We start from the raw sequence: 18,339 nt of genomic DNA, 5'->3' as shown, positions 1-18,339 counted from the left end.
AATGGAGATCGGTGAGGCTGAAAACGGCAAGCCGGCGACAGGAGATGTTGTAACGACACCCCCTGTCGCGCAGCCGAGGACCATGAGACGAATTGCGATTGTGCTTCTGGCTGCGGGGGCATCGAGCCGCCTCGGCAGCGAGGGCCATCATAAACTCCTGGCAACCTTTGATGGCGTCCCGCTTGTCAGACGGATCGCAGAGCGCGCTGCATCGAGTATCGCCGATACGGTTGTAGTCGTCACGGGTGCAAGGGGCGAAGATGTCGCCATCGCAATCGACGGGCTCAGTCTCAGGCTAGTCGTCAACGCCGAATACAGGTCGGGAATGGCAAGTTCGCTGAGCGCAGGTCTCAGGGCGCTCGCAATTACAGAATATGATGGCGTCCTGGTGCTGTTGGCCGACATGCCGAGGATCGAAACAGACCATATCAATCGGCTGATCGCCGCTTTCCGAGCAAGCCCTGTATCTTCGGTCGTGCGCTCCGTCCACAATGCTCAGCCGGGCAATCCAGTGATCCTTCCGCGGGCGCTTTTCGAGCGCGTTCAGGCGCTTGAGGGAGATGTCGGCGCAAGACGGCTGATCAAGGCATCGGGATGGCCGATCATCGACGTCGAAATCGGTGAGGCCGCGTCAATCGACGTGGACACGCAAGAAGACCTCCTCGCTGCAGGAGGTCGCCTCCATCGCTAGCGGATATAGGGATTGGATTACAAGGGCCTGTTTGGGTAGTAAGAATATCGGAAACTGATGCAATGAATACAGAAGATGTTCTTGTGTTTACCTCAGCCGCCGCAGCCGGAAGCCTCGCTGGCGCGGCGCGGCGCCTGGGCATCCCGGCGATGGCCGTGACGCGGCGCCTAGCATCCCTGGAGGCGGGGCTCGGCGTGCGGCTGCTTCATCGAACGACTCGTTCGCTGTCATTGACGCCCGAGGGAGAGACCTTCCTCCCCTATGCGCAGGCTCTAATCGAGAACGAGGCGGCAGCAATCGCCCGACTCAACTCGGAAAGCCCGGGCGCTTCCGGCTTGTTGCGGGTTTCCGTGCCGATCTCCTTCGGGCTGAAGTTCATCATGCCGATGGTTCCGCCTCTTCTGCAGCAAAACCCAGAACTGCGCATCGCGGTCGATCTGAGCGACGGACTACCCGATCTGGTTGCCACAGGCACCGACCTTGCCATCCGCATCGCCCGATTACGCGACAACAGTCTCATCGCCCGCAAACTCGCGGACAATCCCCGCTCTGTGGTCGCAAGTGCCGATTATGTCGCTCGACGTGGCAGGCCGGAAAATGTCGAGGATCTATCACAGCATGACTGCCTGGCGCTCGGCAGCGCGACACATTGGTCATTCGTCACGCCAGCGGGCGAGCGGCACGTTCGCCTGGACGGACGATTTTCCTGCAGTAGCATTGCCGGTTGCCACGCTGCTTGCGTGGCTGGCGGCGGTGTCGCCCTGCTCTCGAAATGGTATGTCGAGGACGACATCAAGGCCGGGCGGCTGGTCGAGATCAGGTTCCCCGATGCCGCTCCCGAGCAGATCGCGATCTGGGCGGTGTATCCAACGACGCAGTTCGTCCTACCCAAGGTTCGCGTTTTCATCTCCGCTCTTCAACGGCATCTGGCGCAGGCCGGGGTGACTGGATCAAGCGAATGAGGTGAATGCGGGCTGAGGAGCCGTCATCCGTGCTCCGTTCAAAGAGTGACGATCGCTGCCCTCACCCGCTCCGGCGTCATGGGCATATCCCGGAACCTCACCCCTGTCGCGTCGGCCAGCGCATTGGCGAGTGCTGCCGAGGTCGGCCCCTGCCCACATTCGGCAACGCCGAGAAACGGCTGGCCGGGTTGCTCCTCGACGATCACATCGATCTTCTCCGGAATGTCGAGGAAGCGCAGGATCGGGTACGCGCTCCAGTCGAAGCTAGTGCGGATCGTCTCATCGTTCGTGACCTCCTCGCGCGTGCACCAACTGAGCGATTGAATGATCGCACCCTCGATCTGGTTCTGAACGCCGTTCGGACTGACCACTTCGCCACAGTCAGCGGCGGCTTGAACTCGGTGGACGGTGATGCGCCCTGTATTCTGGTCGACGCTGATCTCCAGGCAAACGGCGCAATAGGCGCCGAGGTTCTTATAGCGTGCAAAGCCCATGCCGAACCCATGGGAAGGACCTCTCTTCTGACGCCTGCGCCAGCCGAACGCATCGGTCGCCGTTTGCATGACCTGGCGCGCCCGGAGGTCAGCCATATGATTCAGTCGAAGATCGAGCGGATCGATATTGCCGGCAAGTGCCAGCTCGTCGAACATGCTTTCGATCGAGAAGACGTTGAGGTGTGCTCCGAGCGAACGCAATGCCGAGACCCTGATCGGCATGTCCTTGATGAAGTGATAGAGGACATTCATGTTCGGCAGGTCGTAGAGCGGATTGGAATTGCGGCTTCCGTCTCCTTCCGGCATCGGGATCTCCTTGCCTTCGGGCTGCGGAAAGCCGGGAACGATCTGGTTGCCGACAAGAACACCGCCGGCGCCGACCGGTCGATTGTTATGCGGGTTGCTCCAGACATCGTATTTCCAAGCCACAATGCGGTTGGAGGCATCAAGACCGGCTTCGACCTCGGTGACCATGCCCGGACCGAGCGGCTCCCAACCGAACTCCTGTTCTCGCATCCACTGCAATCGCACCGGTCGGCCGGGAACCGTCATGGCGATATAGGCAGCCTCGGCGGCGACGTCATCCGCGCCATTCTGGCCATAGCAGCCGGAGCCTTCGACGTGGATCGCGCGGATTTTCTCAATGGGCCGGCCGAGCAGTTCGGCCGCGACGCGGCGCACGTCATAGGTCCCCTGGCTATGGGTCCAGATGGTCAAGAGATCGTCCTCGAGTAGGGCGATTGCGCAGGAGGGGCCGATCGAGCCGTGACTGATCCATCGACGCGTGTAGCGCGCCGACAGCGTCTTGAGGGGCACAGCGGTGGGATGGGCGACATCGAGAATAACGATGTCGCGGGCCGGAAGTGCCTTCAGCGTGTCCGTAACGCTGCCGGTCGGAAACGGCGCCCCTGCCGGCTCGTAGTCGGATGCCTGGAGCCTGCGCATCAGTTTGATCGCGTCCCATTCCTTCTCGGCGACGATGGCCGCGAAATCGCCGTTCTGCACAAACTTGACCACCTTCGGCATCGCCTCGATCTCGGCTGCCGGTGGCAGCTTCAGCCGCGTCCTCTCGCTTGGGCCGCGCAGCAGACGGGCATGCAGCATGCCGGGCAAGCGCATATCGTGAAGGAAAGCCTGTCCGCCGGTCGTCTTGGCGGGAATGTCGAGCCGCGGCAGGTTCGCGCCCATCGTCCGGAACTCAGATTTCTTGCGAAGCGGCGCATGAGCAATCGCCTCGATATGCAATGAGAGCGCGGCTGCGACCTCACCATAGGAAACCACCCGGCCATCCGGCACAGCAATTTGTCCATTCCCGATCGTCGAGAGCTTCTCGGGCTCGACCTGTAACTTTTCCGCCGCCTTCCGCAGGAGCACCATCCGTACATTGGCCGCCGCGTTGCGGATTGCCGTTCCACTATCCTGCATTGAATGGCTGCCCGCCGTCAGTCCCTCATCGGGCGTGCGCGCGGTATCGACCGTCACCATCGTGACCGAGGCCGGCGGCAGATCGAGTTCTTCCGCCGCGACCTGCAACAATGCAGTCCTGATGCCCTGGCCGAGCTCGGCCTTACCGGTGAAGACGGTCGCATGGCCCTTTTCATCGAGCTGGATCCACGAATCGAGATAGGGCCAGTTTTTCAGGCTGCCGGGAAGATCGGGAGCGACGGTCGCGGGTCCTGCTCCTCCTTCGCCACCACCGGCGAGCTGGGCGAAGACCGGAGGCGTCAGTGCGAATGCAACGGCTATGCCGCTTGCACTAAGGAAGGAGCGTCTGGTCAGCCCGGGATTTTGAACAGCGTTCATTGCGAGCCTCCCGCCACAGAAACGAGGGAAAGCTCGCGGCTGGCGCGATGCACCGCCCTCAATATTCTGGCGTGCGTTCCGCAACGGCAGAGATTGGGTTGCATGTGCACGCGAATCTCCGCCTCGGTCGGCGACGGGTTCCGATCGAGCAGAGCCTGGGCACGCATGATCATGCCGGCGATGCAATAGCCGCACTGTGCAGCCTGTTCGTCCTGGAAGGCTTTCTGGATGACATTCGGCTTTTCGACCGTGCCGAGCCCCTCGATGGTGCGCACCTTCCGGCCCGCAAGCAGGCCAATGGGCGTCAGACAGGAGAAGATAGGCTTGCCATCGACATGCACGGTGCAGGCGCCGCATTGCCCAAGACCGCATCCATATTTGGCACCGCTCAGCTCGAGCTCGTCACGGAGCACGTAGAGAAGCGGCGTATCCGGATCGGCTTCCGCCTCGTGACCTTCACCATTGACGTTGATCGAAATGGTCATTCCGCATTCTCCTTGCGTATATCGCCGACCACGGCTTCCAGGTTTGGCCATGCCGGCTTGTCGGTGAAGCGCGCACGGGCATAAGCGAGCAGGTCGGCAAGCTGGCGGTCAGTCATGGTGTCGGAAAAGGACGGCATATACGCACCTTTTTCCCCTGGCGGCGCGATCCCCTGCAGTAGCGTCTGCACGGCGTTCCTCGGATCATCGGCTCTGAGGTCGGATGCGGATGAAAGAAGCGGCCGACCGTTGACGTTCATCGGCGCACCTGCTGCGTGACAGCCGGAGCAGGCGCCTTCGAAGAGAAGATCGGCCTCTGGATGCGCGGCAGCGGCGGTTGAATGGCTCTCATTCCCCGCCACAACGGCGACTGCGGACGGAGTGGCCTCCCCAGATGGATGCATCCGGGAATCGACGTAGACGGCGATCGCCCTGACATCGGCATCGTTGAGGCGGGAGAGACCTTCGGCGACAGGCCCCATCGGGCCGCCGGCTGCGCTGTGTCCACGATCGGACCCTGTCTTCAGGTAGGCGAAAAGGGAATCCACATTCCAGAGCGCAGCGGAGGGATTCGTTTCGTCGAGGGCGGGCGCGTTCCAGCCCTCTGCAACGCCGCCGGCAAATTCACGCCCCCTCTCCTCGCCGCCGGCGAGATTGCGTGGCGTGTGACAGCCGCCGCAATGGGCAAGTCCATCCACCAGATATTTGCCCCGGTTCCATTCGGCGCTCTCGTTCGCCTGGCGTTCGAACTGTGTCTGCCGTAGGAAAAACAGCTTCCAGCCGGCGAGCAGCGGCCGGAATCCGAGGCCCGGAAGCAACTGGTTATCGGGAGCCTGCTGGGAGACAGGCTGGCGGGTCATCAGAAATGCGTAGATTGCTGCCAGGTCGTCGTCGTTGACATGGGTAAAGTGCTCGTAGGGCAAAGCCGGATAGAGCTGGCTTCCATCCTGGGCGACACCTTGCCTCATGGCGCGGCTGAACGCGGCGAGCGACCAGGTGCCGATGCCCGTCTTCTCGTCAGGGGTGATGTTGTTCGAGAACAGGGTGCCGAACGGTGTCGGCAAAGCGCGCGCGCCAGCGAAAGGCGCGCCATTCGGCGCCGTGTGGCAGACGATGCAATCGCCGACGGTGGCGAGCTGCTCGCCCTTTTCGACGAGACTGCGATCGAAACTCGAAGGGGATGGACGCGCGATTTCGGGAATTGCCGGCTCGTAGGCGATCCCGGCGGCAAGCCCCAGGCCTGCAACGACGGCGATAGATGCGAACGCGGCTCCGATTGCCAGATGTCGCTTCGAAAGTTTCATGTGGAGTGCTTCGCTTTTGTAAACGTTGCGTTTATCTCGCGCGTCGGCCTCGGATGCGTCTTGTCGCGACGACCGGCTTTTTGGATAAATCGACTGACACTCAAGGCTTTCGCCTATCTAAAGACAGCAAGGCGAACCTTGCGGTTCGCCTTGCTTCGTATCCACAGGAAGAGTCAGTGCGTCCCTGCCTTGCGCGCCTTGCGGCCGGCGACGGCGCTTCTGACTGCATCGAGAAGGAGCGTCCCCAATGCCAGCGTTGCGACCGTCGCCACCCCGATATCCACTGCGGACGAAAGGCTCGCCCATGTCGCGATCTTGCCCAGCAACAGTGCCACGACGGCCTGGGCCAGGTAAGCGACGAGGAACAGCGCCGAGAGCGTGGCGCCTCTGTGCGTCACGGGTGCTGTGGCATTGATCAGCGAAAGTCCCCCGAGGAGGAGCAGGCTGTAGGCCATTCCGCTGCCGATCTGGGCAACGGTATAGAAGACAAGCGAGTGAAGAACCGCGGCAAGCGCCAGCAACCCGGAGGAAACAATGGCGATGGCACTGCCCGCGAGCATGATCCTGCTCGGCTTGGCGCCTCGTGCCGGCACGGTGGCGATGGCGGAAGAAATCGCGAAGAGCGCGATGGTGGCGCCATTGACGAGAGCGTTTTGGGAGGCAATGACGTCCCGCGCCACCTGCGCACCAAGAGAAAGCGTCATAGCGCCGAGCACATATGAGGCCGTTACCGCTGCAGTCGCCGTCACGAAAGTCGCAAACAGCCCATTGGGAATGGCGGGAACCCTTGGCCGCCAACGGCCGGCCGGCCGTGACGCCGTATGGTTCGGGAGCATCCAGGTCGCAACGATAAGCGCTGCGAGGACGGCGACCAGAACGGCGAAGTTCAATCGCGTCGGCAACGGCGCATATTCGATCAGCGCACCGCCGACAAGGGCCGCGCCGATCATGCCGAAGGCCTGGGCGGCGGCCGTCGCACTCGCCGCCTGTGCCGTCCGGCCCGGCGCGCTGAACTCGACCACGGCAGCGGCCGATGGCCCGGCAGCTAAACCGACGCCAACACCCATGAAGGCCCTGCCGATGAATATCCAATCCACATCGGGCGCGAGCGCGAAGATCAGCGTGCCGGCGAGTGAAGCCGCAAGACCGAGCAGCATCGCTTCCCTTCGCCCGATATAATCGGACACATTGCCGAAAGCCACGAGCATGAGGACGACGAAGACCGGATAGATGGCGAAGATCGCCGTCGTCGTGAATGTCGTCAGATGCCATTCCTGCGCATAGAGCGGATAGGTCAGCGCCGGAGCGGCGCTGGTCCAGATGGTATGGGCGACGACCGCTGTGGCCGTCAGGAAGCTCGCTTGTCTTCCGAAAACCTTGCGGCTCATGACTGGGCCTCCGTCACAGGGCGCAGCCTGAAGCTATCGCCCTCCTTGCGGACGGTCCCGACGCCGGGATAGGCCCAGTGATAGCCAAGCAGCACGGCGTTTTCCCGCAAGGCCTGCTCGATCAGTGCGCGACGCGTCGTCCTTGCGAGCGCTGGATCCATGTCGAAGCCGAAGCTCCAATCGGGCCGCTCGAAGGAAACGATGTGGCTGGCGGTGGCGTCGACGGTGATGATCAACGGGACATCACCATCGACGACAATCGAGATATGGCCTGCCGTGTGCCCAGGTGTCGAAAGGATCCTGAGGCCGGGAATGACCTCGTCTCCGTCTTCGACGAAGGTCACCCGATCGGCGATTGCCTGCAGATCGCGCCGGGCACCGGCCACAAACGGTTGGACCGCCTCAGGCAAGGCATCTGCCTTTTCACCCATCCAGAAGTCCCACTCCGCGGGGGTGATATAATAGCGCGCATTCGGAAAACGCTGCGAACCATCGTCGCGCAGCATACCCCAGATATGATCGGGGTGGGCGTGCGAGATGATGATCTTCGTCACATCGCCCGCCTTGACGCCGACGGCGTTGAGGTTCGTTTCGAGTTGCCCTTCGCTCGGTTGGAAACGGGCGCCCGCGCCGACATCAACGAGAATGACGTCATTGGAGGTGACAATGAGCGGAATATTGGATTGGGCATCGGCAATGTTGTCGGCGCCGTCCATCCGGGCGACAACGTCAGCGCGCTGGTTGTCGGAGGCTTCAGGGGCGAAGATTTCGCCGGCGAGCGCGATCGGGCCGTCGGAGAGCACCGTGATATCAAAAAGACCATGTTTGAAGGCGTGGAAAGCAACTGGCTTGTTCATGTGCCGAACTCCTGTGTTTCGATGAACAAGATGTCGGCGAATTCGATTGAGATTGAAATTAGCAACGCGGACGATGCATTGTTCACTATTGATGAACGATAGAACGCCAAATTTCGTTGAAATCGCCAAGACGTGGGTCGAGAGGGGGGTTACCGATAGTCGGTTCCCACCTGGGCCTCCCTATGCAATATCTTTTTGATCCGATTACGCAATTCTTGATTCTCATCGTCGTTCTCGCCGCGGCACATTGGCTGCTGCCCGGGCATAGGCCGGTCCGCTTTGCCATCGATGTTGCGTTCTTCATCGCGTTGACGGCTATCCTGCTGTCGACCGGCGTCGCGCCCTACTCCGCGGCGGTCTCTTCGCCCGACCTGTGGCACCGCTTGTTTTATGGTCTCGCAAAAGCGATCTGGTGGCTCGGCGGGGCGATGATGCTCATCAGCTGCATCAGGCTGTTCCTGATCTTCGAGCACCGTCCGCGCGAAGCACGGTTCGTTCAGGATCTGATTGCCGGGATCATCTATGTCGGGGCTGCCCTTTCCATCGTGGCTTATGTGTTTGGCGTGCCTGTCGGCACGCTGATCGCGACCTCGGGTGTCTTTGCTATCGTCCTCGGTCTCGCGCTGCAAAATACGCTTTCCGATGTCTTTTCCGGATTTGCCCTCAATCTTGGCCGCTCTTACAACGTCGGCAACTGGATCATTCTCGAAAACGGCGTCCAGGGTCGTGTTATCGAGACTAACTGGCGTGCGACCCACCTCTCCAACGCCACGAACGACCTCGTCGTCGTTCCGAACAGCGCGCTCGCAAAATCACAGTTGGTCAATCTCAACAGCCCCGACGAGACCCATGGCATCACCATGTCGATCAAGCTCGTCCCAACGCGGCCGCCGGCGACCATGGCGAGATTACTCGAGACGGTTACGCTGGCGAGCAATCATATCATGCGTGTTCCAGACCCCCTGGTCTCGATCGTCCGCCTCGCGAAGGAGACCATAGAGTTCGAGTTGGCCTTTCGCATTCGCGACATATCCGAGACGACAGTGGCAAAGAATGAAATCTACGATCTGGTATATCGGCACATGCTGGCGGCTGGTATCCCGCTCGCATCTGATGCCCCGTTCAGTGTCACGCCCGCATTCGAGTCTCCAATCGTTCCCGGACAAGAGTCCGAGACGCCACTGCAGCTCATGACGATACTGCCGCTTTTTACTTCCCTCACCGACAGGGAGCGCGAAACGCTCGCGAAAGCTGCTGTCCGGCGCAGCTACGCAAGAGGGGCGGAAATCATCGCCCAAGGAGAGCGCTCGCCGGCATTGATGCTTGTTGAAAGCGGCGTAGTGCAGGTCGTCCGGCAAGAGAACGGTCGGGACGTCGAGCTCAACCGACTTTCGCCTGGTGATATTTTCGGCGAACGCGGCCTCCTGATCGGCGCCGAAGAGCCCGGTCGTATCGTTGCACTGACGCCGGTCATTGCCCGCGAGATCGGAAAAGACCAGCTCTGCGAGATCCTGCAGGAGCGTCCGGTTCTGGCTGAAGATATCGGCGCAACGCTCGTCGACAGGCTCGAACAGGAGAAGCGGCTGCACGGAGACGAAAGCGTGCCCCCGCAACATGCGCAGACATTGGCAAACCGCATCCGCCATATCTTTGATCTGTCGCATTCAACGACAGTGTGACCGAAGAGGAACATATCGGACCGCGTGCGTTTCACGAACGCTGGTCGCCGGTCCACATCGAAATCCACGAAATCAACCGCGGATCGAAGCGCCGGACGCTGGAGCAAGAAGTGAGGCAAATGCCCAGGTGAGCGGCGATGGCTTTTCCATCGTGTCAAATTCCACATGCGCGCCCCTCAAAGGACTGCCATGCCTCGATCGCAAGTGAGGAAACGGACCACTCGGTCGGGCGCTCATCGCGAACCAACCGAAACCTCGGGATCTGCGCTGCCTGCTCCGCGGCCATGACTTGCGATAGGATGGATAGCGCGACGTCGGAAGCAGACTTGGCGCCCGAAACAAGGCCTGCCGGGGCTTTCAAACGGCTCAGCTGCCTTTCGCCGACACCCGTGTTGCGCAGCATAGAAGCGCGCTTTTCCGCCGTTCGCCGGCTTCCCATGGCACCGACGTAGAAGGCATCCGTCGCCAGCGCACCCGCGATCAGCCGTTCCTCCCAATCATGGTCGTGAAAGAGGAAGGCAATCGCGGTTCGTTCGTCGATCGCAATTGTTGGTGCGGAGCGGCTCATCGTCAACGTGGTGATGCGATCTGGCGGAAGGCAGGAATGCTCTGCCGTGGCAAGATCGTTGGTCAGCAGATGAACGTCAAAGCCCGAAAAGGATGCGAGGCGACCAAGCGAAGCGGCCGCAGCCCCTGCCCCGGCGACGACGAGCCGGCGTTGCGGATAATATTCCACCGCTGCAGATTGGGCCGGCGCGTCAGGCAACCCGAGTTCCATGCGCGCCGGAACACGGGCCGAAAGCCTGATGTCGATGGCCGCGAAGGAGGAGGCTTCCTGTGTCACGTCAAAAAAGAGATCGACTGCAGAACCACATGGTAACTGCAGATCAAAATAGCGCGATCCCTTGCCGTAGCGCACGATCCTGTTCTGCCCAACGTGGAGCGTATCGAGCGCTTCCGAGACGATTGCGCGCTCCAGGCAGCCTCCCGATACGTAGCCCGCCCATTCCCCGGTTTCCGCGACCGCCATCTGGGCGCCGAGCGGACGGGGAGAGGAACCATCGATCGACAGTAGCGTAATGATGGCCACCCGACGGCCCTGCGCCGTCTTCTCCGCAGCGAATCCTATGACATAATCATCGAATTTGCAGCGTTCACTGCTGAATGCCTGCATGGGATCCTCCGAGAGCCAAGATGCGCAAGTCGGTGGCGCATCTCCCGGCTGCGGTTGCTCAGGCGTTGGTGTTGCGAAGTATCTCGAAGAGGAACCACACCCGTCGCTCGCCCTCGTCGACTATTACCGTCTTGTGGAACGAGGAGTTTGTTAAGCAGCGATCGCGTGCTTTTCCCTCGCGCGTTGCGCTATACTCTCGGCGAACAGGGGTGTCTCGCCCTTGTTGTGATTGGAAGATGCTTCCGAACGAGCCTTCGCCGCGTCGGCGAAATTGATATGATTTTTCTCGCAATAGGCCAGAAACTCGTCGGTGGCATATGCCCGTACATGGTTCGTGTACTCGCAATGTCCAGCTTCGATCGGCTTGACGCTGAGCTCCCAGATCACCTGCACCGTGGTGCGACCATGGGCTGTCATGACATCCGAGATAGAGACCATCTTGCAATAATTGGGCTCAGCGACCTCGGCGACATAGTGCTGGATCACCAGGCTCCCGCCGATCGTTTCCACATTGATCGACATCCGACGACCATCGTCGGTCCAGGTGGCGCCGGCGGCGATGTGGTCGGGGGAGCAACGCTGATATTCTGCATCGGGCAAGTTGAACAGCCAATCAGCAATATCGACCTTGTCGGCGCCAACATCGATGACATGGCTGTAGCTTGAATCGGACATCTGACGATCAGACATTTTATTCTCCTGCGGGTTCGACATGTGGTGCGTTTTCTTGGTGCGTACCAATCAATCGCCTTCGGGCGTTTCAACATGTGCAACGAGTGCCAGGGCCGCCAGGACGGCAGGGACGACAAAACTCCAGACGGGCGAAAGAATGAACGCCAGCGCCGCGATGGCACAGCCCAAGGCGAAGACGACAACGGCGAGCACCATCCGCTTCAGACGTGAGTAGGCTGCAGCCGTGCTCTCCGAATGCCCGCCCGTGACGATATCGGCAAGGTCGAGCATGATCTGGGTCGTCGTTCCGGTCATCAGGGTCGATGGCGGAGACTTCGCCAGATGAACGCGATGAATGCCGTTCTGCACCGCCATAGCGGCAACAAGGACCATGCCGATCGCGAAGGCCCGGGAACTGTTCGGATCGCCGAAGGGACCGTAAGTCAATGCGATCGCCGCGGCGACCACGAGCAGAATCAGCTTAACGGCGAGAAGAGGACGCAGGACCGGTTGGCCGCTCCGCTGCAGCGCCAGCCCGACGATTCGCGCGGCGAATACGACGACACAGAAGACCGGAAGTGCGAGGAGCTTGGACAGGGTGCCCCCCGTGCCTAGCGCTATCGCTGCGCCCAAGGTCACGAAGTTGCCGGTTACGTGGGCGGTGAACAGCCCTCCGAGCGCCAGGAAGCCGACAGTATCGACATATCCCCCGTTGAAGCTGAGGAGAAGAGGAAGCGGAACGGCTTTCATTAACGGAGCTCCTGGAGACCTCGGTAAAGTGCCCGGGCGCGTCGGGCACTGCTTTCGTGGCGGCCTGCCGCCGGCTTGGAGCTTGGCGGCAGGCGGGACCGTGCTCGTTAGGCCTTGATGAAGGCGAGCAGGTCCGGATTGATGACGTCGGCGTGGACCGTCAACATGCCGTGTGGGTAGCCGTTGTAGACCTTCAGCGTGCCGTTCTTGAGGAGCTTGACGGAAAGCTCGGCGGAATCGGCGATCGGAACGACCTGGTCGTCGTCGCCGTGCAGGACAAGGGTCGGGACCGTAATCTTCTTGAGATCCTCAGTCTGATCGGTTTCGGAGAAGGCCTTGATGCCGTCATAGTGGGCCTTGGCGCTGCCCATCATGCCCTGGCGCCACCAATTCTGGATCACGCCCTGATAGACAGTCGCGCCCTCACGATTAAAGCCATAGAACGGGCCGGTGGGGAAGTCGACGAAGAGCTGCGCACGGTTGTCGGCGACCGCCTTGCGGATGCCGTCGAAGACTTCCATCGGCAGACCGCCTGGATTGGTTTCCGTCTTCAGCATCAGCGGGGGAACGGCGCTGACCAGAACCGCCTTGGCGACGCGGCCCTGGGGCTGGCCGAACTTGGCGACGTATCGAGCGACTTCGCCGCCGCCGGTCGAGTGGCCGATATGGACGGCGTTCTTGAGGTTCAGGTGTTCGAAAACCGCGGATGCATCGGCTGCATAATGATCCATGTCGTGACCGTCGCTGACCTGCGAGGAGCGGCCGTGACCACGGCGATCATGAGCGACGACGCGATAACCGTGCTGAACGAAGAACAGCATCTGCGCGTCCCAATCGTCCGAAGACAACGGCCAGCCATGATGGAAAACGATCGGCTGGGCGTCCTTCGGACCCCAATCCTTGTAAAAGATCTGTACGCCGTCTTTGGTTTCGACGAAGCCGGTGGTCATGGGCGGTATTCCTTCAATCTTTGTCGGGGTGGTAGTGGAAGAGGCAAGAGATGGCATTGCTATCGCAGCGGAAAGGGTTGCGCCGGCCAGCAATGTTTGTCTGCGGGAAAACATGATCTCGATCGGGTTGTCAGACATCTTAGTAACCTTTGGGGTGGACGTTGATTTCATAGCCTGTGAAGGGCTGGCACCTCTTGTCCGATACTCGTCCTATTTGGACAAAGCTTGGGTTACGCCGGCCCGCGCCCGCAAGCCGGTCACCAGACGAAGTTCAATTGAGCTCCAAGGTAATTGCCGTCATGGCCGCCGGCATTGCGAATGGCATCGCCGACCTCATAGTGAACGGCCTCGACGGCGCCTGTCAGATTTACGCTGAAGGCGTAGTCGAGTCTGACCTGCCCGTAAGCCCCGGACCACGCGCCGCCGCGACCCGCCGTTCCTGCGAGAGCCTGATTGGGCTGGACGTAAATCGCGTCCGCTGTTGTTTGCCGCCACTGGAGACCGACCGCCGCCATAAGCGTCATCTTATCCGTCGGCTTCACTGTGATCGAAGGTTTGAGGTGTATGAGGTTTGCATAGCCGGTGTAGCCGGCGAGCGTAAAATAATAGCCGTTTGGAAAGAGAGGATTGAAGGTTCCGACAGTGCCGTCGCCGGCATTGCGGTCTCCTGAAGCCATATCGAACTGCAGGCCCAGCCGAGGAGTCCAGGATGAATCGTCGAAAGTGTAGCCGGCGCGCGCACCGATCGCCCAGGCACGGATATCCTTGTCGCCGACGGAACCTAGCTGCCCCATCCCCTCGATATCCCAATCGAGGCCATTCGAATTGCCGGCGAACCGAGTATCGAAGATATGCCGGTTTTCGTCTCCCGATCCGTCCAGATAATGCGCTTCATGTTTCTGATAGAGCGAGTAGTAGGCAGAAAGTTCGTTGGCTCCCAGGACCTGCCGTTCCACGCGCAAAGTGCTGAAGCGGAAGTCTCCATTCGAGGTATCGTCGAACGCCTCGTTATTGCTATATTGGACTGGCTGGCTGGCGAAACCGATGAAGCGCCACGGGCCCGTTTCCCAATCTGCCCACACTGCATCAAAGGACTGTCGCACATTCGGCCCGTCGCGTGAGGAGACGAATCGCTGCAGGTCGAAAGCAAAATCCTGCCGACCGATGCGCGCCTTGAAAGTCCCTGCATCGAAATCATGTGAGTAAGAGACGAACGCCAGCCGCAGATCCACCTTGTCGGCATCCGTTGGGCCGACCGATCTTTTCCAGAATGCTCGATCATCTTCGAACTGGGTGAATATCTGCCAGTCTTCGAAGAGATGCAGATCGATGTGGAACTGAGCCCGCTGAATCAAATAGCTATCGCCCTCGACACCGCCGATTCCGAAGCCCGGAGTGTGGTTGGTCTCGAATCGCTCGCGGAGGTTCGCCCCGAATGACACGTAAGTACCGGGATCGGAAATGGACAGCGGGACATATTTCAGGCCATCGAGCGGCTGCGTTCTGAGCGCTGGATCGGCCAAAGCAGACCAATCCTCTTGCCAGCGGTTGCTCTTGATCGCCGGCCTCTTGGCAGGTGCCGACATGTCGGCAGCACTTGCCGCCGTCGCCGACAGAGTCAGCAGGACGGCGGTTGAAACAAGGTAACGTTCGATCATCATTTATGCTTCCCATCAGGGCCGAGCGGCCGCGCTCGACGCGGCCGCAGTATCGTCGTCAGGGCTTGGCACCGGAATGAATCTCCGCAACATAACCGCCCGGAAACTCCACCATGGCGGCTCGACGGTCGCCTGATTGATAGGGTTCGACGAGGATCTTCGCGCCGTTGTCCTTCGCCTTCTGAAGAGTGCCCTCGAGATCGACGACCTCATAGCCGGTCATTTCATGCCCGTAGGGGACGGGCAGGTGCCCATCAGTGACAAGGACGGTTATCTTTCCGAAGACGGATTCGATGCGGATACGGCGGAATGTATCGTCCGGACGGCCGATCTCGACTCCCGGCGCCTTTTTTTCGTCGGAGACCACCGTGCCCTTCGAGAAGGCAACGAAATCCTTGACGAAAGCGGATGCGGCGTCGGGAGAGACATAGACACGGTTTTCCGGCACGGTCTCGAAGGCGGCGTAGTTCGGCTTGGTCGAGTGCCAGTAAAGCTGCATGTTTACCCCGCCCGGCCACTGGATGACGGCGTCACGGCCGATCGGATCGGGAAAGCTCTGGACGATGATGCTGGCACCGGCGGCACGGGCTGCGGCAATCGCCTTGTCCATGTCGGTCACCAGATAACCTGTCCGCTCAAAGCCGAAGGGATAGGGGATCGGCGTCTTGAAGCCGAAAAGGGATACCGTGCCGACTGGAGTCTGCAGGAGCTGCGATGTCGTGCTGCTCGGCGTCGGCGTCACGGTCGCGACGACTTGCTTGGTGCTGGTTCCGCCGAAGGTCGCAAGGAAACTCTGGGCGAAGGCATCCACCTTGTCGGGATCCACATAGACATGCGTCGTGTCGTATTGCGCACCGACACCGAATTGAGATTGAGCAGCGCGGGCGGCGGCAGGGCTCGGCGCGAGCGGCAGGGCTGCGAGTACGGCAAGCAACCCGATAGTACGGAGTGAGCGGGATATCATATCGTCAAACCTTCGTTTTCAAGACAAAACGGGAATTCAGATCGAGCCAGGCGACGAGCAGGAAGCCGCCGACGAGGCCCAGGTGTTCGAAAAAGGAGTTGGCGGCCATGAAGCGTTCCTGCCCTGCCGGCAGTTCCCAGAAACGCAGCGCCAGGAAAGTGGCAATCAGGGTGAAGCCGGCGAGACCGAGCGCTGCCAGCCAACGGAAGAAGCCGGTGAGGATCATCGCCGACGCCGCCAGTTCGAAGACGATCACGACGACGGCAAAGGGAGCAGCCGGCGACAACCCAAAATGCTGCATCTCCGCGATGGCGGCGGGAAAGTCCGTCAGCTTGCTGACGGGCCCCTGGATATAGGCGGCGCAGAGGCCGAGATAGGCGATGAAGCGCATGGGTGCGCCTGCAAACAGCGGCCGCACGAGACCGGAAAGACGTGTTTCGACAGCAGAGGTCATGACGCTATCTCCCTTCAGACGGCCCAGCAGGCGCAGCCGAGCGCACCCCAGAAGCTCTTGAGATCGGAGACCGGTGCCTTCGAACCCCAGGCATTGGCGTGGGCATGGCCGTGGACATTGCAATCATTGGCGCAGCCGCAGGCGGAAATCAGGTGGCGGTGCAACGAGTTCTTGCCGGCGCCCTCAGGCTCACCCCAGGCGGCATATCCACCGAAGGCGCGTACCGGCGACCAGTCGGGCATGGCGGGCGGAACCGGGTTATCATCAAGCTCGGCGAAGTGGCCCGCGCCATAGACGATCTTGCCGCCGACCATGGTCAGCTCCGACGTAAGGAAGGATATTTCCTCTTCGGCGCAGGCAAAGAAATCCTTGTCCGGCACGATGAGATCGGCGAACTGGCCTTTCTCGATGCGGCCCTTCTTGCCTTCCTCGTTGGAGAACCAGGTGACGTTTTCGGTCCACATGCGCAGCGCCGTTTCGCGGTCCAGGCAGTTCCGGCGCGGATAGATCGCCATGCCGCCGACGGTGCGGCCCGTGATCATCCAGGAGAGCGACACCCAGGGATTATAGGAGGCAACGCGGGTGGCATCGGTGCCGGCGGAAACCTTGACGCCTTTTTCCAGCATGCGGGCGACGGGTGGGGTGGCCTCGGCAGCCCCCACGCCGTAGCGCTCGACGAAATATTCGCCCTGATAGGCCATGCGGTGCTGCACGGCGATGCCGCCGCCGAGTGCGGCGATACGGTCGATCGACTGTTCGGAAATCGTCTCTGCATGGTCGAAGAACCAGTTGAGGCCTTCGAGCGGGATATCCTGATTGACTTTCTCGAAGACGTCGAGCGCGCGGCTGATCGTCTCGTCATAGGTGGCGTGCAGGCGCCAGGGCCAGCGGTTTTCGGCGAGTACGCGCACGACCTCTTCCAGCTCGCCTTCCATTTCCGGCGGCATATCGGGGCGCGGCTGGCGGAAATCCTCGAAATCGGCAGCGGAAAAGACCAGCATTTCGCCGGCGCCGTTATGGCGGAAGTAATCTGTGCCCTGCTTGTATTTCACCGAAGCCGTCCAGTTCAGGAAGTCTTCCTTCTCCTGCTTGGGCTTCTGGGTGAAGAGATTATAGGCGAGGCGGACGGTCATCTGGCCGTCATCGGCAAGCTTCTGGATGACGGCATAGTCATCTGGATAGTTCTGGAAGCCGCCGCCGGCATCGATGACGCCTGTTACGCCGAGGCGGTTCAGCTCGCGCATGAAGTGGCGGGTGGAATTGACCTGATAGTCGAAGGGCAGTTTCGGACCCTTGGCGAGCGTCGAATAGAGAATACCGGCATTCGGTTTGGCAAGCAGCAGGCCGGTCGGGTTGCCTTGGGCATCGCGGGTGATCTCGCCACCGGGCGGGTTTGGCGTGTCCTTGGTATAGCCGACGGCGCGAAGGGCTGCGCCATTCAGCAGGGCACGATCATAGAGATGCAGGATGAAGACCGGGGTGTCGGGCGCAACCGCGTTGATCTCGTCGATGGTCGGCAGGCGCTTCTCGGTGAACTGATGCTCGGTGAAACCGCCGACGATTCGCACCCATTGCGGTGCAGGTGTGATCGCCACCTGGCGCTTCAGCATGTTCATCGCGTCTGCGAGCGAGCGCACGCCATCCCAGCGCAGCTCCATGTTGAAGTTCAGACCGCCCCTGACGACGTGCGTGTGGTTATCGATGAGGCCGGGAAGGACACGTTTGCCCTTGAGATCGACCACCTTGGTGTCCGGCCCCTTGAGCGCCATGAGATGTCGGCGGGATTTGTGCCCTTGGGCAAATGGCCGAACATGTGTGGCTTGATCTGATGCAGCCACGAGACTGCGGCCGGCTCTTTGTTGATAATCGTCTTGGCGAAGGGAATGATCTGTTCGCCGACAAGGATGCCCAGCAGACCGACAAGCGCGATCACAGGAGGAGCCGGCGAACGAACGTTCAGGAGGCTGTAGACAATGCCAACGAGAAGGCCGGCGCCGAGGGAGAGGAGATAGATTTTCATTTGAGGCCTCGATTTATTTCGGCATGCAGCAACGGGG

15 protein-coding genes and 2 pseudogenes are annotated in these 18,339 nt (G+C 60.8%); 3 read left to right on the top strand and 14 right to left on the bottom strand.

Annotation, left to right across the window (positions count from 1 at the left end):
• Position 1: 1 nt before the first annotated feature.
• Both AC1DTN_RS11465 and AC1DTN_RS11460 read left to right on the top strand, forming a co-directional pair.
• Positions 2-691 carry a nucleotidyltransferase family protein gene (locus tag AC1DTN_RS11465; protein WP_477920962.1) on the top strand — a complete coding sequence of 230 codons (690 nt, stop codon included), beginning with the start codon at positions 2-4 and terminating at the stop codon, positions 689-691.
• A 62-nt stretch (positions 692-753) separates the two neighbouring features.
• Positions 754-1,653, top strand: coding sequence for a LysR family transcriptional regulator (locus AC1DTN_RS11460; protein ID WP_113324213.1), 900 nt, complete (start codon positions 754-756; stop codon positions 1,651-1,653).
• 38 nt (positions 1,654-1,691) lie between these two features.
• On the opposite strand, the gene AC1DTN_RS11455 is transcribed toward AC1DTN_RS11460, so the two are convergent.
• The 5 genes from AC1DTN_RS11455 to AC1DTN_RS11435 all read right to left on the bottom strand — a co-directional run bounded on the left by AC1DTN_RS11455 (position 1,692) and on the right by AC1DTN_RS11435 (position 7,981).
• Positions 1,692-3,950, bottom strand: coding sequence for a xanthine dehydrogenase family protein molybdopterin-binding subunit (locus AC1DTN_RS11455; protein ID WP_477920960.1), 2,259 nt, complete (start codon positions 3,948-3,950; stop codon positions 1,692-1,694).
• Positions 3,947-4,435: a (2Fe-2S)-binding protein gene (locus tag AC1DTN_RS11450; RefSeq protein ID WP_477920959.1), complete on the bottom strand. Its 489-nt coding sequence runs from the start codon at positions 4,433-4,435 to the stop codon at positions 3,947-3,949. The genes AC1DTN_RS11455 and AC1DTN_RS11450 overlap by 4 nt, the downstream gene beginning before the upstream one ends.
• On the bottom strand, positions 4,432-5,736 hold the full coding sequence (locus tag AC1DTN_RS11445; protein ID WP_477920957.1) for a c-type cytochrome: 1,305 nt from the start codon (positions 5,734-5,736) through the stop codon (positions 4,432-4,434). The genes AC1DTN_RS11450 and AC1DTN_RS11445 overlap by 4 nt, the downstream gene beginning before the upstream one ends.
• Before the next feature lie 173 nt (positions 5,737-5,909).
• The gene (locus AC1DTN_RS11440) at positions 5,910-7,124 is read right to left on the bottom strand and encodes an MFS transporter (RefSeq protein ID WP_477920955.1); all 1,215 of its coding nucleotides are present in this window, start codon (positions 7,122-7,124) and stop codon (positions 5,910-5,912) included.
• The gene (locus tag AC1DTN_RS11435) at positions 7,121-7,981 is read right to left on the bottom strand and encodes an MBL fold metallo-hydrolase (RefSeq protein WP_477920953.1); all 861 of its coding nucleotides are present in this window, start codon (positions 7,979-7,981) and stop codon (positions 7,121-7,123) included. The genes AC1DTN_RS11440 and AC1DTN_RS11435 overlap by 4 nt, the downstream gene beginning before the upstream one ends.
• A gap of 182 nt (positions 7,982-8,163) precedes the next feature.
• Here AC1DTN_RS11435 and AC1DTN_RS11430 point away from each other — a divergent pair, with 182 nt between their 5' ends.
• The gene (locus tag AC1DTN_RS11430) at positions 8,164-9,660 is read left to right on the top strand and encodes a mechanosensitive ion channel family protein (protein WP_477920951.1); all 1,497 of its coding nucleotides are present in this window, start codon (positions 8,164-8,166) and stop codon (positions 9,658-9,660) included.
• Positions 9,661-9,814: 154 nt separating this feature from the next.
• On the opposite strand, the gene AC1DTN_RS11425 is transcribed toward AC1DTN_RS11430, so the two are convergent.
• The 9 genes and pseudogenes from AC1DTN_RS11425 to AC1DTN_RS11385 form a co-directional block, all read right to left on the bottom strand.
• Entirely contained in the window at positions 9,815-10,834 is a 1,020-nt protein-coding gene (locus tag AC1DTN_RS11425) for an XdhC family protein (RefSeq protein ID WP_477920950.1), read from the bottom strand.
• Between the two features lie 150 nt (positions 10,835-10,984).
• Complete coding sequence (locus AC1DTN_RS11420) at positions 10,985-11,524, bottom strand: hypothetical protein (protein ID WP_113324206.1); 540 nt, start codon at positions 11,522-11,524, stop codon at positions 10,985-10,987.
• 51 nt (positions 11,525-11,575) lie between these two features.
• Entirely contained in the window at positions 11,576-12,256 is a 681-nt protein-coding gene (locus AC1DTN_RS11415; protein WP_113324205.1) for a YoaK family protein, read from the bottom strand.
• Between the two features lie 107 nt (positions 12,257-12,363).
• On the bottom strand, positions 12,364-13,344 hold the full coding sequence (locus AC1DTN_RS11410; protein WP_477920948.1) for an alpha/beta fold hydrolase: 981 nt from the start codon (positions 13,342-13,344) through the stop codon (positions 12,364-12,366).
• A 119-nt stretch (positions 13,345-13,463) separates the two neighbouring features.
• On the bottom strand, positions 13,464-14,792 hold the full coding sequence (locus tag AC1DTN_RS11405) for an alginate export family protein (RefSeq protein ID WP_477920946.1): 1,329 nt from the start codon (positions 14,790-14,792) through the stop codon (positions 13,464-13,466).
• Positions 14,793-14,922: 130 nt separating this feature from the next.
• A complete protein-coding gene (locus AC1DTN_RS11400; RefSeq protein WP_477920944.1) occupies positions 14,923-15,828 on the bottom strand; it encodes a glyoxalase in 906 nt (301 codons plus the stop codon).
• Positions 15,829-15,832: 4 nt separating this feature from the next.
• Entirely contained in the window at positions 15,833-16,282 is a 450-nt protein-coding gene (locus AC1DTN_RS11395) for a DoxX family protein (RefSeq protein WP_477920943.1), read from the bottom strand.
• 14 nt (positions 16,283-16,296) lie between these two features.
• Positions 16,297-18,054 (bottom strand): annotated as a pseudogene (locus AC1DTN_RS11390) (amidohydrolase); the annotation flags it as partial.
• Positions 18,051-18,302, bottom strand: a pseudogene (locus AC1DTN_RS11385) (XapX domain-containing protein); the annotation flags it as partial. The pseudogenes AC1DTN_RS11385 and AC1DTN_RS11390, both read right to left, overlap by 4 nt.
• Positions 18,303-18,339 lie beyond the last annotated feature (37 nt).

This window comes from Rhizobium sp. 01T444 (assembly GCF_056398305.1).
This window is presented reverse-complemented; position numbering and strand designations above follow the sequence as displayed.

Coding starts and splice junctions, on each gene's coding strand:
- AC1DTN_RS11465 (WP_477920962.1), top strand. CDS start 2: ATGGAGATCGGTGAGGCTGAAAACGGCAAGCCGGCGACAGGAGATGTT.
- AC1DTN_RS11430 (WP_477920951.1), top strand. CDS start 8,164: ATGCAATATCTTTTTGATCCGATTACGCAATTCTTGATTCTCATCGTC.
- AC1DTN_RS11435 (WP_477920953.1), bottom strand. CDS start 7,981: ATGAACAAGCCAGTTGCTTTCCACGCCTTCAAACATGGTCTTTTTGAT.
- AC1DTN_RS11440 (WP_477920955.1), bottom strand. CDS start 7,124: ATGAGCCGCAAGGTTTTCGGAAGACAAGCGAGCTTCCTGACGGCCACA.
- AC1DTN_RS11395 (WP_477920943.1), bottom strand. CDS start 16,282: ATGACCTCTGCTGTCGAAACACGTCTTTCCGGTCTCGTGCGGCCGCTG.
- AC1DTN_RS11425 (WP_477920950.1), bottom strand. CDS start 10,834: ATGCAGGCATTCAGCAGTGAACGCTGCAAATTCGATGATTATGTCATA.
- AC1DTN_RS11420 (WP_113324206.1), bottom strand. CDS start 11,524: ATGTCTGATCGTCAGATGTCCGATTCAAGCTACAGCCATGTCATCGAT.
- AC1DTN_RS11400 (WP_477920944.1), bottom strand. CDS start 15,828: ATGATATCCCGCTCACTCCGTACTATCGGGTTGCTTGCCGTACTCGCA.
- AC1DTN_RS11450 (WP_477920959.1), bottom strand. CDS start 4,435: ATGACCATTTCGATCAACGTCAATGGTGAAGGTCACGAGGCGGAAGCC.
- AC1DTN_RS11455 (WP_477920960.1), bottom strand. CDS start 3,950: ATGAACGCTGTTCAAAATCCCGGGCTGACCAGACGCTCCTTCCTTAGT.
- AC1DTN_RS11410 (WP_477920948.1), bottom strand. CDS start 13,344: ATGTCTGACAACCCGATCGAGATCATGTTTTCCCGCAGACAAACATTG.
- AC1DTN_RS11405 (WP_477920946.1), bottom strand. CDS start 14,792: ATGTCGGCACCTGCCAAGAGGCCGGCGATCAAGAGCAACCGCTGGCAA.
- AC1DTN_RS11415 (WP_113324205.1), bottom strand. CDS start 12,256: ATGAAAGCCGTTCCGCTTCCTCTTCTCCTCAGCTTCAACGGGGGATAT.
- AC1DTN_RS11445 (WP_477920957.1), bottom strand. CDS start 5,736: ATGAAACTTTCGAAGCGACATCTGGCAATCGGAGCCGCGTTCGCATCT.
- AC1DTN_RS11460 (WP_113324213.1), top strand. CDS start 754: ATGAATACAGAAGATGTTCTTGTGTTTACCTCAGCCGCCGCAGCCGGA.